12 protein-coding genes are annotated in these 16,343 nt (G+C 49.7%); 7 read left to right on the top strand and 5 right to left on the bottom strand.

Translation table 11 applies throughout. The annotated features are described in order from the left end of the window. Nucleotides 1-2: 2 nt before the first annotated feature. Nucleotides 3-707 (bottom strand): DUF2982 domain-containing protein, encoded by a 705-nt coding sequence (locus ACSTTG_RS00790; protein WP_438473523.1) that lies wholly within the window; start codon nt 705-707, stop codon nt 3-5. Nucleotides 708-957: 250 nt separating this feature from the next. Here ACSTTG_RS00790 and ACSTTG_RS00785 point away from each other — a divergent pair, with 250 nt between their 5' ends. The 3 genes from ACSTTG_RS00785 to ACSTTG_RS00775 all read left to right on the top strand — a co-directional run bounded on the left by ACSTTG_RS00785 (nt 958) and on the right by ACSTTG_RS00775 (nt 3,129). Continuing rightward, nucleotides 958-1,326, top strand: coding sequence for a MarR family transcriptional regulator (locus ACSTTG_RS00785; protein WP_438460011.1), 369 nt, complete (start codon nt 958-960; stop codon nt 1,324-1,326). 427 nt (nt 1,327-1,753) lie between these two features. Then, on the top strand, nt 1,754-1,972 hold the full coding sequence (locus ACSTTG_RS00780) for a hypothetical protein (RefSeq protein ID WP_438460012.1): 219 nt from the start codon (nt 1,754-1,756) through the stop codon (nt 1,970-1,972). Between the two features lie 308 nt (nt 1,973-2,280). Beyond that, a complete protein-coding gene (locus ACSTTG_RS00775) occupies nt 2,281-3,129 on the top strand; it encodes a MaoC/PaaZ C-terminal domain-containing protein (protein ID WP_438473522.1) in 849 nt (282 codons plus the stop codon). A gap of 150 nt (nt 3,130-3,279) precedes the next feature. Here the strand turns inward: ACSTTG_RS00775 and ACSTTG_RS00770 are convergent, their stop codons facing one another. From ACSTTG_RS00770 to ACSTTG_RS00760, 3 genes are all read right to left on the bottom strand, one after another. Continuing rightward, the gene (locus tag ACSTTG_RS00770; protein WP_438473521.1) at nt 3,280-6,096 is read right to left on the bottom strand and encodes an Hsp70 family protein; all 2,817 of its coding nucleotides are present in this window, start codon (nt 6,094-6,096) and stop codon (nt 3,280-3,282) included. A gap of 101 nt (nt 6,097-6,197) precedes the next feature. Next, complete coding sequence (locus ACSTTG_RS00765) at nt 6,198-8,123, bottom strand: Hsp70 family protein (protein ID WP_438473520.1); 1,926 nt, start codon at nt 8,121-8,123, stop codon at nt 6,198-6,200. After that, complete coding sequence (locus tag ACSTTG_RS00760; protein WP_438473519.1) at nt 8,123-8,755, bottom strand: DUF2760 domain-containing protein; 633 nt, start codon at nt 8,753-8,755, stop codon at nt 8,123-8,125. Before ACSTTG_RS00760 ends, ACSTTG_RS00765 begins: the two co-directional genes overlap by 1 nt. A 254-nt stretch (nt 8,756-9,009) precedes the next feature. On the opposite strand from ACSTTG_RS00760, the gene ACSTTG_RS00755 reads away from it, so the two are divergent. Both ACSTTG_RS00755 and ACSTTG_RS00750 read left to right on the top strand, forming a co-directional pair. Beyond that, nucleotides 9,010-9,540, top strand: coding sequence for a 3'-5' exonuclease (locus ACSTTG_RS00755; protein ID WP_438460017.1), 531 nt, complete (start codon nt 9,010-9,012; stop codon nt 9,538-9,540). A gap of 377 nt (nt 9,541-9,917) precedes the next feature. Continuing rightward, nucleotides 9,918-10,160 (top strand): hypothetical protein, encoded by a 243-nt coding sequence (locus ACSTTG_RS00750; protein ID WP_438460018.1) that lies wholly within the window; start codon nt 9,918-9,920, stop codon nt 10,158-10,160. 30 nt (nt 10,161-10,190) lie between these two features. On the opposite strand, the gene ACSTTG_RS00745 is transcribed toward ACSTTG_RS00750, so the two are convergent. Further along, the gene (locus ACSTTG_RS00745) at nt 10,191-10,541 is read right to left on the bottom strand and encodes a VC1380 family protein (protein WP_438473518.1); all 351 of its coding nucleotides are present in this window, start codon (nt 10,539-10,541) and stop codon (nt 10,191-10,193) included. Between the two features lie 232 nt (nt 10,542-10,773). On the opposite strand from ACSTTG_RS00745, the gene ACSTTG_RS00740 reads away from it, so the two are divergent. Continuing rightward, nucleotides 10,774-12,120 carry a MipA/OmpV family protein gene (locus ACSTTG_RS00740; protein WP_438473517.1) on the top strand — a complete coding sequence of 449 codons (1,347 nt, stop codon included), beginning with the start codon at nt 10,774-10,776 and terminating at the stop codon, nt 12,118-12,120. A gap of 148 nt (nt 12,121-12,268) precedes the next feature. Further along, nucleotides 12,269-16,204 carry an ATP-dependent RNA helicase HrpA gene (hrpA, locus tag ACSTTG_RS00735; protein WP_438473516.1) on the top strand — a complete coding sequence of 1,312 codons (3,936 nt, stop codon included), beginning with the start codon at nt 12,269-12,271 and terminating at the stop codon, nt 16,202-16,204. Nucleotides 16,205-16,343 lie beyond the last annotated feature (139 nt).

The raw sequence follows: 16,343 nt of genomic DNA, 5'->3' as shown, positions 1-16,343 counted from the left end.
CGTCAATCTGCTGAGTTGTCTTGCTCTTTGACCGCCTTCTCGCTTGTACGTGGAGAGTTCGCAGCGGCGAGGTAGCGGCGCGACAGGCCAATAAAATCCTCTATTGGTCTGTCTAAGTCGCCCTGGGCGATAAAGATATCGTAGCCAAAAGCACCACGCATGTGTCGCATCCGGTTGGCCAGCGTGGCTTGCAATCCCTTGTAGTAGTGTTTTCCGTCTTGGACATGCTTAGAATCCAGGACCAAGTCCTGAAATTTCTCACGCTCTTCTCTGTGAATACCTGCATACAGTAGCGCGCGTTGCTCCATCAAAAGATCGACTGCCAGTCTGGGACATATCGAGTCGATAAATGGATGGTAGTCCTTAATCTTAATACCTATCCATGGCAGGGGCCGTTTCCAACCATCGTCATCTTCCTGACATTGGCCAATGGTCTCGATGTTATCCCAACTGAGCAACCAGCCACCCTTAACTCGATGTTGTTGAAGGTGGGTCGCAGTCAGTGTGAAGCCGTTATAAGCCTTGCGCATAATGTGATAGGTGAGTGCCACCGCAATACCACCGACCAAAAGGGAAATGAAAGCGGTGCTGATAGAAGGCGATGATATAAAAAGAAAAACCAGAGCGACGCCGATCAGCACACCGATTAACTTGATGACCATTGACTGGCTAATTTTTTCGCGATTGCTGATGTGTAGTGTTTCCATAATCTTCTTATCCAGGTTGGATCATAAGTGTAGGAAAGCGACTAAGTTTTTGCTTTAGCGCCTTACAACTTACTACTCAAAGCGGTGAAAATAGGATCAATTAACTGATTATTGATACAGTGGTTGTTAACAAATTGAGGTGACTTGGCAGCAAATCACAGCACTACCCTACAAATCGTCGCAATAATTTGGTATAAAACGCGCTATTAATTTTGACCACTGCGTATGGCAGTGTAGCGGAGATAATTGAATGAGACTTGCTCACAAGCGTAAGGTACAAGCTAAACTACAGAAACACATCAAAGCAACGGTAGCGAATGTTGCAAAAGCAAAAAAAGCAGCGCCAGCAAAACCAGTTGTCGAGAACGTTGTAGAGAAAGCAGTTGCTAAAACCAGCGTTGCAGCCAATGTTTCACTAACTCCTAAGCAACAGCAAGTATTTGATATTGTTGCTAACAATGCAGAAGGCATCAACCCTAAAGGCATTGGTCTAGCAGCAGGTCAAGAAGACGCAAAAGCAGCTTCTTGGGCAACAGGTGCTCTGAAAAAACTTCTAGAAGAAAACCTAGTCGTGAAAGAGCAGCTTGCTGGTAACAAGGTAATCTACAAGATTGCTTAATGCTAGTGGCTAATTAGTGTACAGACGGTCTCTTCGGAGGCCGTTTTTTTTGTTCCCCTATGGGGAAGAGGCGAGAGGCGGGATCGCGTTGCTGCGAGAAGCGAGAGGTGATCGTGGGGAGTGCACGATAGACGCTTTAACTGATGACTCGCTTTAATTTTCGATGAAATTAATTTTGAAACCGGCCTGCTAAACCCAATCCTTAGGGCAACAACTTCTCTCTGGCTGTTCTCATTTCTACTCTATGCTCAGTATCGCCTCATGTCCTTTCTGTAACATCCTGAACAGTTTAACAAAACAAGTAATGCATCTCTGTCATCGTTGGGTGATGGTTTGGTTAAATGAATGACTGTATAAAATAACAGTATTTTCTTGTGTTCGTATTGGTTGCTTCTATACTGTATATAACAACAGTGTGGAGGTTGCTATGTTATTAGAAAAACTTGAACGCGTGAATCGCCTTCGTAAGCAAGCCATGAATGACCCTGAGTTTCTTGCCGCGGCACAAGAACATCAGAAGGCCCTTGAGCATGAACAGACTCACTCTGAAGCAAACAAGCCGCGCTCACGCTCACGTTCAGCTCGAACGTTATCAGAAATTTATCAAGGGATTGACGTCGGCCAGCATGGCAGTACTCGTCATTAGTCGCATGGGCAAAAAGTAGTTGCTTGGAGTCGTTCCTTGAGGCTGCGATCAGCAGTGAGACCTCGAGAGCCAATCAAATGAGCGAACAGGGTAGTGTGATTAGCAGCATGACATGAGCCTGCATGGCGTTATGGAGCAGCAGAGTTAAGTGAGATTGCACAATTGTGGGGTCGCAGAGTCATGTGAGTTAGATAGTAACGACTGGTACTCGTCGTGGACTTGGTTCAGAATAGGGCATAGATTTTTGTTCAACTTAGCTTTCTGTTTTTACAGTAAATCTGCGTCTTGTTTATAAGGAACACTCGACTATGACTACCTTGGCCTCTATGCCTCGTTACCACAGGGAGTTGCTAAAAACGCTGTTTGTCGGTCGTAAGCCTAGGGCGACTGCCAGTGGCAGTTGTGATAATGACAGTAGTAGCCCGTGTCAATTGACGGTGCTATCGGCTCAGATTGATCCCAAACAACTACGTGATTACAACCGCTACTTTATGTTTGAGCAACACTCTGTTGCGCTACCCTTTTGGTTCGTGTTCTCACAGCCAGTGCAGCTTGCCCTGTTTAATCTGGAAAGCTTTCCTGTTTCCGTACTCGGCTTGGTCCACACGGGATTAACGATAGAGAAGCATCAAACTCGAGGCGCAGAAGACCAATACACGGTAGTCGCTGAAGTGACTCGGGTCGAACGACAGGAGTCAGGAACGCAGGTTGATGTCGCGATTTCGATATTCGCTGGAGACGAGTTGTGCGTATCTATGTTGAGCAATTATCTGAGCCCGAGTCGCAAAAGAAATAAGTTTCACCCTAAAGTTTCACCCAACGAGCAGGGTTATGACATGTCAGAGGCCCACCTTGTTGACTACAACATTGGCAAAGCACGCAAATATGCCAAGCTATCAGGTGACTATAATCCAATTCATATACACACCATTCTCGCAAAACTGTTTGGCTTCAAGCGACCAATTTTACACGGCATGTACTCGGTAGCCTCGCTATTTGCTTATTGCAACAAACGCAATCTTGGCAGTGACAAACAGATGCGAGTGCGCTTTAAGCGCCCGCTATTGCTACCCCAGCAAGCGTACATCGTCCAAATGGATACACGCGGCTACCTATTAAACCAAGACGGAAAATGCTGCGTCGAAATGGTCTGGTAAAGCCGCTCTCCACACCTATAAATAGGTTTGAAGAGCGCAGATTAAGTGGGCCAGAGTGGCACGCGGGCTAAAACCGCCCGAACGACTACCTCACACCTCGGAACGAAGTGTAACCCGTCCCTCGGAAAGAAGTGAAACTTACTTCGGTTTTTAGAACATAGTGAGCCCGTGAGGAAGGGCATCACCAAACATCCGCTTCGAATCACTCTGACTAAGGGCTTGAACCTGCTCGACCATGGTCAGCCAAGAGCCTGGCAACTTACTTTTTTTCAACTTCTCAATCACTTGAACTCGATAGTCATCGGCGATATCCAGCTGACGGTCACCCGTCTTGCGGCACATCATTACTGTAGCAAAACCAGCCATGGACTCTTTGCCCCAATCTTGGCTAAGCAGTTTAGGCAGCCACTGCTCAACTTGCTCTCTTGGGATCACATTGTGTTGACTACCGTACAGTGGGGTGCGCGAGGTGAGTCTGCCTACCGCCCACCAATGTGCCTGTGCGTATTGGCTGTTGGACACCGCTTTGCTAATAAACCACGACGACAGTAGCGTTTTATCCTCGACATCAAGATTCTCCAGGGAAGCCGCCAACCGAACCATAGACTCGTAACCCATCTCTTGCGCCGCTTGGGCAGATTTGGGGTTTTTCATCGCACCAGGGTGCAGGTATTTGGCTATGTCGGCAAGGATGGTCTCTTGCTGTTCTTGATTGAGTCCACCGGACACTCGGCGCCAGAACACCCACCAATCACTCCAACCTTGAGTATTTTTGAATTGAATACCTTGCTGATAGAGCGACCAAATCTGTTCAATGCGCCAAGAATCGGTGGCATCACCAAAACCTGGGCGAAGACAAAATCCAGCAAGGCGCAACCAGTTTTTTTCATGCAACTCAGAGCGTCGGCGACGCTTACGCCCAAGAGAGAGCGTATCAAACAGCTGTCTCAAGGTAATAAACTCCCACTCATCGCGCTTACCTAGGCGTTTTTCAAGGTTGCGGCTGAGGGTTTTGATTGCCTGATTGTCAGCGCTCTTCTTGTTGCCACTATAAAGGCGTGAGATCATCTCTTGGCACTCACTAAGTCGTGGGTGAGTCACGATGGATTCTTGCTGATCTTGGGCCTGATGCCGGACCTCAAACTCCAACTGCCAGCGTTGATTGTCATCGGCAGTGCTGACGCACTCGATACTCAGTGTGCCGACTTCAGTGAGCTTACACGCTAGCTGTACCTCAACCCGCTCTTTTTGGTTGGCGGCAAGTTCTGCGCCTTGGCTGTCTAGTGTTGTAATGGAGGGGGGCAATGGCGAAAAATAATCAGGGTCGATTGGGCACAGCAGTCCGTTTTGAATTTGCGCGCCGTCAGCCAGAATGTCATGGGTTGACGTCAACAAGTTAAAGCGCACCGGCTCTCCCAAGGTCAGGGCGAATCGTCGGCCACTAAGTCGTATTTCATGGCCTTCTTCTGTCCCTTTGGCCAGCAGGCATAGCGCTTTGCCCATGCTGTTTTTCTCCTGCAAATGGAGAAAGTACGAGCGCGCAGCGCCGCCACCGATTTTCAGCTGAGCACCGCGACGGGCTTTACCAAACGCAACTGCGCCGAGGGCAACTGAGAAGTCAGGATGTGGATTATCTAAAACGGTGACAGGTTGCCCTTTCCAGCTCTCAAGCAGTTTAGTAATCCGCTCGGTAACCAGTGGGCTGTTGAATACCCCGCCATTGAGCAACAAACCGACGGGTACTGCAGGCCTATCACTAGCAACTTCACTATTAGCATTCGTTGATAGTGCCGCTCGAGAAACGCTCTGGTGCTGATCGAGAAACTGTGCGATGTGTTTACTGACTGCAGGGTCGGCAACGTAAGGGAGACCAAACTCCACCACAGCGCTGCGCCTTTTGTCAGGGTGTTCGCTGATGTCAGTCAGTGGAAAAAATCCCTCGAGCGCGATTTGATGGACCTCTTGCTTGCTTAGATCGATGCTTTTTGTGCCACCAAGCAGCTTAGAGCCACTGCCTAGCATGGTGATCTTTATTTGCTCTGGCGCGCTATCGGTCAGCAATTGCTCTTTGGCTGCGCGGGTTTGTTGGATCAATTTAGTCAAACTCGATGCGTTGAGCCGCTTGGATTGGCTGAACCTTTGTTCTGCTAGGTGGGCAAGTGCCAAGTCAAGGTTATCTCCCCCTAGCATCAGGTGCTCACCAACCCCAATTCGATCGAGGGCCAGCTTTTGCTCGGTGAGACCTGCTTGAATCAAGCTAAGATCCGTTGTTCCGCCGCCCACATCACACACCAAGATCAGTGGCAATTGCGTAAGCTCTTCTGTGGCTGTGTCTTGATGGCGTGCGTACCAGTCATAGCAAACCGCTTGGGGCTCTTCGAGTAGCACTACTTGGTCAAGTCCAGCAAGTTTGGCTGCCTCAAGGGTCAGTTGGCGCGCCGCCTCATCGAAAGAAGCGGGTACTGTGACAATGACCTCTTGCGCCTCAAGCGGGTTACCTGGGTGACGGTGGTTCCAAGCTTGGCGAATATGGTTCAGATAACTGGCACTGGCAATAACCGGTGAGACTTTATCCACGTCACTGGCACCGGCCCATGGAAGAATGTCAGAGCGGCGATCGACGCCCTGGTGAGATAGCCAGCTTTTGGCACTGGCTATCTGGCGCCCTTCGACCTTGGTGCCAAGCTCACGTGCCCATTCACCAATGATCGCTGTTTGAACGTCGCCTGCGATACCTTGCTGCTCCCAAGGTAAGGTTAAATCTGCCGGAGCGACCTGCTCTTTGGCAGGATGATAGCGGAAGGAGGGCAGCAGTGGTCTTCGCGCCACTTCTCCTGCTCCGACGAGTTGGTCGATTTCAAACAGTTGAATAGGGGCGTGTTTAAGGTCGTCAGTGATCTCACAGAAAGCGACGACGGTGTTGGTGGTGCCAAGATCAATGCCAACGAGAAAACGAGCAGTTGCCATAGGTGAGCCTTTTGTTGTGGTGATTATTAGTTTTTGTTGTAGTTGTACTTAACATAGCTGGAAAAACGGCACCGTGAATGGTGCCGTTGGAGTGTTTGCTGCTACTCTTGTTCTGGTGCTGGGTCTTGCTCTGAGGCAGGGTCTTGCTGAGTGCTCTCGTCGCGTACATCAAACTCGACATGCCACTTTTGGCCATTGTCGGTCGCAATCGCTTCAAGGTACAAGGTACCAAGCTCAGTTACGCGAGAAGCGAGCGTCACCGGTACGACCTCACCCTGTTGGCGGCCGTCAGAGACAGGCAGCGTAACATGGATCTCTGGCAGCTCTTCCAGCTCATCTGGCGCCCAGTGATCTAGGTGAGTACCCGCCTGATCATCACGGCGCACGGTAGAGCCAAAGAACTGGAAATGAACTGGCTGGCCAATCACTAATCCAAACTCTTGGCTTGGTACATCGACGCCAGAGCCTTCTTCCATACCAAATGGGGCAACACACAATGCCTCTAATGGTGGCGCCATACCAGGTATCGCAGGCATCGCGCTTTCAATCCCAACATAATAGGCCGATGCGATACCGCCGCGGATACGCACACCTTGGCCACGGCGCACTGCGCCATAGTAGGAAGCGCCGCTGGCAACCGCTAAGTCGAGGTCAACCCCGGTCAAGCGCTTAGCACTTACACAGTCCGCTGCTTGCAGCCAGCCATTGATGGTTTCTTGTAGTCGGGTTGCTAACAGATCCGATTTAAGTACACCACCGTTAAATAGAATAACGCTTGGCTTAATAAAATCACTAGTTTGCTTTGGTGCTTCCATGCCAGGCATACCGGCAAATGGATTCACGTCTTGCTCTGGCGCTTCACCGCCCTGCGCGTAGGCTTGTTTAGCTAAAAACGCTGCAATGTGGCGGGTGATCCCAGCATCTTGCGCATAAGGTAGGCCCATTTGGGTTAAAGCACCGCGTCGGCTTTGCACTGGGTGCTCATCAATCGCGACTTTCGGGAAGAAACCATCGACTAAGGTCTGTTGAACTTCTTGCTGGGTCAATTCCGTCTTGAGTGTCGCACCGAGCAGCTTTGAGCCACGGCTTGGCACCACAATTGGCACAGAACTCAGTTCGGCGTCATTAAGAAGCGCCTCTTTCGCATCACGACAAGCGTGAGTCATTGCTTGCACTTGCCACGGCTGAAGATCTTTACCCTCTTGGGCGAGCTTCATCTTGAGTCGATAGGCAAGGGCAAGATCCATGTTGTCACCACCAAGCAGAATATGTTCGCCAACTGCAATGCGGTTGAGTGATAAGTTACCCTCGTCTTCAGTCACTTCTACCAAAGATAGGTCAGTGGTACCACCACCGATATCCACCACCAGCACCACGTCACCAACAGAGACTTGGTCACGCCAGCTATCGTCGCTGTTATCAATCCAGTTATACAGTGCCGCTTGAGGTTCCTCGAGCAGCGTTAGGTGGGCAAAGCCAACATTACGCGCCGCCTCAGCCGTCAAATCACGCGCAGCTGGGTCAAAAGACGCCGGAACCGTAATCGTGACATCTTGATCAGCAAGCGCATGCTCAGGGTGCGCGTGATCCCATGCTTGCTTGAGGTGATCAAGATACAGTTCAGTGGCACGCAGTGGCGAAACTTTTTCAACTTCCTCAGGGCTACCGGCGGGTAAAAATGCTTCACGGCGGTTAACCCCGCCATGACAAAGCCACGACTTGGCACTGGCAATCAGGCGGATTGGCGTTTTCGCGCCCAAGTTACGCGCGACAGCACCGACCAGCGCTGTTGGCTCCGTCGTCCAAGGCAATACACGCGACGCAGGGTCCATCTCATGTTCATGAGGTTGATACAGGAACGAGCCCAGTTGGTCGCGAGACTCGACCGTGCCAGGGGCGGTCAACTGTGGAATTGGCATTACAGCAACGCGTGCGTCTTCATCGTGGGTGTCAACAAAGGACAACACGCAGTGTGTGGTACCGAGGTCGATACCAACACTAAATTTAGGATGGTTATGCGCTTCCATTATAGTTCTACCTCCGCAGGAGCAATCACTGATGCATCGTAATTCTCAGCCAATTTTGGCAGGTTCATCGCGGATGCGCGCCAGCCCTTGTGCACAAGGGTCCCGTTGAACGGCGCCGAACCGGTCACGTTACCTGTTAGGCGGATCTCTTGAGGGTTAAAGCCCTCTTGAAGGGTAATGCGCGTTTCTTCATCTTCAGTACGTACGGGCTCTAGGGTCACGTATTCGGCAAGCACTTTTTGTCCACCAGAGTGGATCACGCGAGCGGCAGCGCCGACTTCTTCATCCGAGAAGGCACTGACATCTTCTTTAAGAAAATCAATCAAGCGAGCTTCTTGCTGCATGATAGAAAGCAACTGCATCGCAGAGTCTGTTGATGCCGTGGCCAGTTTGGACTCAACTTCGACAACCTTCTCTACTACTTTTTCAATTTCAACGACTTTTTCAACTTCAACGATCTTCTCGACTGGCTTTTCAACTTCAACAATTTTTTCTACTGGCTTCTCAACGATTTTCTCAATAGTTTTCGTTTTTCGTGACGCCGCGATAAGAAGCAAAATAACGCTCGATGCCGCTAGACCAGCGTGAAGCATATCGAACGTTTGGGGAATCATTTGTAAATCAAAATTCATAATCAATACTCTTGTTATGAGGGCGCATTTGTGCGCGGTTCTTAGACCTAATTTTCTGACGATAGTAGCATAGTCATGTAAAAAAGCGGTAAAAAAGGCAACGGCTTGGCAGGCCTCGCGGTTCGTTTGCAGCCTATTTGAGCACTTAAAGTGTCAAATCTGAGTTAATGCTGTCAGGGATTCGATATTTTTTTGCCTCTCAGGTAGACTTTGCAACGTTTTGAGCCCTGCCAACCAGAAAGAGATAGCTAATAATGAACTACAATCGCGTCGTCTGCTTTGACCTAGAGATGTGCTGTTGGAACCAAGACGGCAAGGGAACCACGGGCGAGATCATCGAGATTGGATTAGCCGAGATCGACTTGGTCAAGCAAGAGGTGGTTAAGCGAGCTCAGTACTATGTGAAGCCTGAGCAAGATGAGATTTCCCTGTTTTGTACCCAGTTAACTGGGATCACGCCGCGCAAGATTGAAAAGCAAGGCCGCCCGCTAAGTTCGGTGTTGCAATCGATGATTAAGAACTTTGGCGGTGCAAACAAAATCTACGCTTCCTGGGGGCGAGATGACCTGATCCTTGCCAAAGAGTGCCAAGACAAAGGCATCGAGCTGCCTTTTAAAGAGTTTGTTAACCTGGCAACCTTGTATCGCATACAGAACCGCCTCAAAGACAAACGCATCGGTCACAAAGCCGCCCAAGAAGCCAAAGGAATAGACTGGGAAGGACGCCAACACTCCGGCTACGTCGACGCCTACAACCTCGCTAAGCTCGCGCTCACCATGCTCTAGCGCGCTAGGAGCGCTTAGGGGGCGAGGAGCGGGTAACGCTTCGTTCCGAGGAGCGAGTAATAACTCGCACGCTACAAATTCCTCGCCCATCCTTAATATAGGGTAATGGTTAAAGAGCCCTAGTTAGTTGGCAGAGCGACTAATACTCCCCGCGCACAAAACTCCTCGCTCCTCGAAGGGCATAGCCCGTACCCGAACCTCGCCCCCTGTGTTTCAGGTCTCAGTTTGAATAATGAAGCGGGTGCAAAGTGTGCTGCATGACGCATAAAAATCCAAAGTTGGCTAAAAAACAACCTTAAAGTGACCGCTAGCACCTAACATTAGTCGCCAATACGATAGGATAATTCATAACGGCTCGATATTATGAGGGTTTACTAATGAATAGAAATTCTAAAATTGCGCTTACTTCTGCCAGTTTATGTGGTCTATTTTTAGTGCTTTTCCAACTGGATATTATGGGTTTGATGGCGATGATGGGTGCGGTGCTCACTATGCTTGTCGCGATCAGCTATGGGTTACTGGCACTGTCTGGGCGAGATGATGGCGTGTTCGATGCTTACGAAAAAAGTAAAAAAGACACGGCGAAGTCATTGCGTGATTTTTTTGATCGGCAAGATTGACGCTGGCGTTCAACAAATGAAGGGCATCCTTTAACCCTCTAACCCCTCAATGGTCTCAATCACCTCTGCGCTCGAAACTTCGTGGATCATCAGCATCAACCCAAGTAGCGCATCGGCTTTCTCAGGCACACGACATGGCTCGTGAAGGATCTGCATAACTTTCTTGCGCAGCAGCTCAATCTCGTGTTCGACAAACCCTCTTCCTTCCTCCGGCAATAAGTCTTCACTCGGAGCATGGTCAAAAACTAGATGCAATAGGCTATCATTCTCTAGATGAACATCGATAAGTCGCTCTGGGAGCCATGACTCACCAGTCACTACATCGGGGTCTGACTGCACTGGCAGTGCAGCAATTTTGTGTTTTAGATCAGATAATTTCACTTTTGCGGGATTTTATGTTCATGACGTAGTTAGAGTAGACGCGGACACGAAAAAGATGTAAAAAAAGTCGCATATAGATACCAATGCAACAATGCGAAGCCAAGGATAGGCTCTAAAGCCAACCAAGACAATATACCTAGGTTTGTTTCACACGGATTTTACGCAGGCTAAAACCGAGGTTGTTATACTCCGCCTCATTCGAATCACCACCAGAAACACATTTAGGAGCTCAATGAGACGCTCGGGATTACCTTTAACACTGGCGCTTAGTTTACTGCCCTTTACCCTTGCCACACAAGCGCATGGTGAGGAACAAGCGACTTTTTTTCAACGCGATAACACAGATCAAACCTGGGGTGTGTCGGCGCAATATCGTATCGCTACCGTGCCTTTCGCGGTCGGTGAAAAAAAAGAAACTACGAGTAGTTTTGTACCTCTGATCCATTTCGAAAATGACTATTTCTATATTGATGGATTTGACGCCGGGTACAAGGCATACAGTTTAGGGGCGTGGCGTTTTGATATTATGAGCCGTTTGCGCTTGATTGATTTGCCTGAAGATCTGCAGCATGAATATGGCAGTGCTAAGTTGGACATGGGTGCAGAGCTCACCTATCAACTCACCCAAGCGACGCACACCAAGTTGAACATTCTCTCTGATGCCGAAGGTCGCGCCCAAGCCAATTGGCAGGTAGCGACGGAGTACAGCAATCAAGATTGGTGGTTTAAGCCAAGTGTCACTCTGCGCTACAAGTCAGCGGACTTTAACTCTCATTATTACGCGGTAGAGGATTTCACCAATCAGCGTATCGGTGCTGGAGTTGATGCCAACATTGGTATTGAGGGGCGTTATCACGTCTTTTCCAACTTATATTTTATGGGCTCGACCAGCCTTACCATATTGGATCACAACGCGTATAACGCCGATGCGATTGACAGCAATGCACAGGGAGAGATCTATCTTGGCTTTGGCCTGTTCAATCAACCAGAGCGTACCAAACGTAGTGATGTCAAAGCCAAACCATACTGGCGTATTGCCCATGGCTGGGGGACGTTATCAAACCTTGGGGAAATCATTCGTTTCCAAACTGAAAAAGATGAGTTCAACAATCAAATGACCTCGATTTTCTATGGTCACCCGTTGAGCGATACCCTATTTGGTTTTCCTATTGAGATCTATCTCACCCCAGGGATAGGGCGCCACTGGTCGTCGGAGGTTCAAGGGGCGAGTACGGAATATATCGCTGCGATTAAAGCCTACTATACCTTTGAATGGCCATTTAGGTGGCGTTTTGGTGTGGCCGAGGGACTGTCTTGGGTGGATCGCACCACCTATCTAGAATATCAAGATATGATTGTTGAGAAGGATCAATATACGACTGCCAGTCGATTGCTCAACTATCTCGACTTTTCGTTTGATTTCAGCTTGGGCGACGCTTTTGATCGTCCAGAATGGAAAGACGTTTGGCTTGGCTATACCATCCACCACCGCTCAGCGATCTTCGAGGCCTCGGCGCAGTATGGCCGTATGAAAGGCGGAAGTAACTACAATATGGTCTACTTGCAGTATCATTTTTAGTCGGCTGCGTGTCACTTGTGAGTCACTATCTCTTTCTATCATCAAAACCCAGCTTTCGCTGGGTTTTGTCGTTATTACAGGAGTCAACTTGGACTGGCTTTGTGATACAATCCGCGCAATTTTATTGAGTTAGAAGATAGGTAACGCTTTGACGTCGTCACAGCCAGAAAAACAGTCTCAAACTAATCAGACTGAATCCACCCAAGCGAATAACGCTTCTTCGCTACGCAAGGCACTCAACGAGTGCATGATGCGCGACCGTTTTCGCCTGAGCAAACGCATCCAAGGTGCTAGCCGCATCAAAAAAGAAGCCTCGCGTAGCGCGGTGTTCGATGAAATCGCCTTGGATATTGCCAAGTCGATGATGGAGGCTGAGCAACGCGCCAGCTACCCAGTCAAGATAGATTATCCAGAAATCCTGCCAGTAAGCCAAAAGCGTGATGATATCGCCAAGGCGATTGAAAATCACCAGGTCGTGATTGTCGCGGGTGAGACCGGCTCGGGTAAAACGACGCAGTTGCCAAAAATTTGTGCTGAGCTTGGTCGCGGAAAATACGGTCTTATCGGTCATACTCAGCCACGCCGTCTTGCTGCGCGCTCGGTGGCCAACCGTATCGCTGAAGAGATGGAGACCAAACTCGGTGAGTTTGTGGGCTACAAGGTTCGCTTTAACGATCAGATCTCGGAAAATACTCAGATTAAGTTGATGACCGACGGTATCTTGCTGGCGGAAATTCAGCATGATCGTTTCCTGAATCAGTACGACACCATCATTATCGATGAAGCGCACGAGCGCAGTTTGAACATCGACTTTATCTTAGGTTACCTAAAAGAGCTTTTGCCTCGTCGCCCTGATCTAAAGGTAATCATCACTTCGGCCACCATTGACCCTGAGCGCTTCTCTAAGCACTTTAACGATGCGCCGATCATTGAGGTCTCTGGTCGTACTTACCCAGTAGAGCTGCGTTATCGTCCACTGAGTAGTGAAGGTGAAGCAGATCGCGACCAAATGGAAGGGATCTTCGATGCGGTTGACGAGTTGTGCGATGAAGGCTTGGGCGATATCCTGATCTTTATGAACGGTGAGCGTGAGATCCGTGACACTGCTGATGCGTTAACCAAACGCAAGCTCCGCGATACCGAGATTGTGCCTCTGTATGCCCGCTTGTCAGCTGGTGAGCAGAATAAGATCTTCCAGGCGCATACCGGTCGCCGGATTGTGCTTGCGACCAACGTTGCTGAGACCTCATTGACCGTGCCAGGGATCAAGTACGTGATTGACCCGGGTACAGCGCGGATCAGCCGTTACAGCTATCGTACCAAAGTACAGCGACTGCCGATTGAGCCGGTTTCTCAAGCCAGCGCCAACCAGCGTAAGGGTCGTTGTGGACGTGTCGAGGAGGGGATCTGTATCCGCCTCTATTCTGAGGAGGATTTTGATTCACGTCCGGAGTTTACCGACCCAGAGATCCTGCGCACCAACCTTGCATCGGTTATCTTGCAAATGACGGCGCTGGGTCTAGGCGATATTCAAGCCTTCCCATTTGTTGAGGCGCCGGATAAACGCAACATTCAAGACGGTGTGCGTCTCCTTGAAGAGCTTGGCGCAATCAATGATAACGCCAAGGATGCGAAGAAGCGTCTGACGCCGATTGGTCGTCAGCTGGCACGCTTGCCAATCGACCCGCGCCTTGCGCGAATGGTGCTTGAAGCGCCGAAAAATGGCGCGTTGAAAGAGGTGATGGTTATTGCCTCGGCACTGTCTATTCAAGATCCGCGTGAGCGCCCAAGCGATAAGCAGCAATCCTCAGATGATAAGCACCGCCGCTTCTTCCACGAAGAATCTGACTTCCTGACGTTTGTGAATCTGTGGGACTATATCCAGAAGCAGCAAAAAGCACTGACAGGCAACCAGTTCCGCAAGCAATGTAAGCAGGATTATCTTAACTACCTGCGTATCCGTGAGTGGCAGGACGTGTATTTCCAAATCCATCAATCGATGCGCGAGATGGACTTTAAGCTCAATGATGAGCCTGCGTCTTACCATGGTGTGCACAGTGCGCTACTGGTTGGTTTGCTCTCCCATGTGGGCATGAAGGATCAGGAGAAGAATGAATACCAGGGCGCGCGTAATGCCCGTTTTCATATCTTCCCAGCATCGGGTCTGTTTAAAAAACAGCCTAAATGGATCATGTCAGCGGAGCTGGTGGAAACCTCTAAGCTCTGGGGACGGATCATCGCTAAGATCCAGCCTGAGTGGATCGAGCCACTGGCCAAGCACCTGATCAAGCGCAGCTACAGTGAGCCGCACTGGTCCAAGAAACGCGCTGCCGTCATGGCCTATGAGAAGGTGATGCTTTATGGCATCCCTGTGGTGCCAAAACGCTTGGTCAACTACAGCCACATTGATACAGAGGTTAGCCGCGAGATCTTCATTCGCAGTGCGCTGGTAGAGGGTGAGTGGGAGACGAAACATGCCTTCTTCAAGCAGAACCGCAAACTACTGCAAGAGGTTGAAGAGCTCGAGCATAAGTCACGTCGCCGCGATATCTTGGTGGATGACGATGAACTGTTTGATTTCTACGATCAGCGCGTTGATACCGAGGTGGTGTCAGGTCGTCACTTTGATACTTGGTGGAAAAAGGCGTCGAAGCAAAACAGTGAACTGCTCAATTTTGAAAAAGAGATGCTGTTTAAAGGCGATGCCAGCCATGTTACCGATCTCGATTATCCAAACTTCTGGCACCAAGGTGGGCTAAAGCTCAAGCTGAGTTATCAGTTTGAACCAGGCGACGACAACGATGGTGTGACGGTGCACATTCCGCTGCCGATCTTAAACCAAATTGAGCCGGGCGGTTTCGACTGGCAGATCCCGGGTTTGCGCCATGAGTTGGTCGTGAGCTTGATTAAGTCACTGCCTAAAACGCTGCGTAAAAACTTCGTGCCCGCACCAAACTATGCCGACGCGTTCCTGTCTCGAGTGACGCCGATGGAGATGCCGCTGCTTGATGCGCTGGAGAAAGAGCTGCGCCGAATGAGTGGCGCTGAGATCTTGCGTGATGATTGGAATCTTGATCAGGTGCCGGATCACCTTAAAGTGACCTTCCGCGCGGTGGATCATCGCAACCGCAAACTCAAAGAGCATGCCGATTTGCATGAGCTTAAAGAGAGCCTGAAAGAGAAGGTTCAGCAGACCCTATCGAAAGTGGCCGATGATGATATCGAGCAGCAGGGCCTGCACACATGGAGCTTTGGTGAGTTGCCACGCGTCTATCAACAGAAGCGCGGTGGTTATGATGTGAAAGCCTATCCAGCGCTGGTGGACAACAAAGACAGTGTTGAGATCAAACTGTACGAGACCGAGCAAGAGCAGCAGCTTGCGATGCAGGCCGGTCAGCGCCGTTTGGTGCTACTCAACGTGCCGTCACCAATCAAGTATCTGCATAGCAACCTGCCCAATAAATCGAAGCTAGGCCTGTACTTTAACCCGTATGGTAAGGTGCTCGATTTGATTGATGACTGCATTGCGTGTGGTATTGATAAGCTTATCGAAGAGAAGGGCGGTATCGTCTGGGAGCCAGAGCAATTTGAGGCACTCAAAGAGCACATCCGTGCCGAGCTTGGCGATACCGTGGTGGAGATTGCCAAGCAGGTGGAAACGATTCTGACCACTGCGTTTAATATCAACAAGAAGCTCAAAGGTAAGATTGACTTTACCATGGCGTTTGCGCTGTCTGACATTAAAGCGCAGATTGAGGGGCTTATCTTCCGCGGTTTTGCCACAGAATGTGGTTGGAAGCGTCTGCCGGATATCCTTCGTTACATGAAGGCGATTGAGCGACGCATGGAGAAACTGCCGATCGATCCGAACAAAGATCGCCTGCATATGCTCAAGATCGAATCAGTGACCAATGATTACAAAGAGCTACTGAACAAGATCCCAAAAGGCATGATGGTGCCGCCAGAGGTGAAAGAGATCCGCTGGATGTTGGAAGAGCTGCGGGTGAGTTATTTTGCCCAGCAACTTGGCACGCCGTACCCTGTCTCAGATAAGCGCGTGAAGAATGCGATCGAGGCTATTTAAGTAAAGATATGCTGGTTTGATAAGCAAAAGCGTTGGGCAGGTCAATATTAGGTAGTGTTGGCATGCCTGATGCTTTAGAATTTCAACAGGATAGAGATGATTGCCACAGTTGGCATGTGATCGATTAAAGAAGGGTATT

This window comes from Vibrio glycogenivorans (genome assembly GCF_051660965.1).
In the GTDB taxonomy this organism is placed as follows: Bacteria; Pseudomonadota; Gammaproteobacteria; order Enterobacterales; family Vibrionaceae; genus Vibrio.
This window is presented reverse-complemented; position numbering and strand designations above follow the sequence as displayed.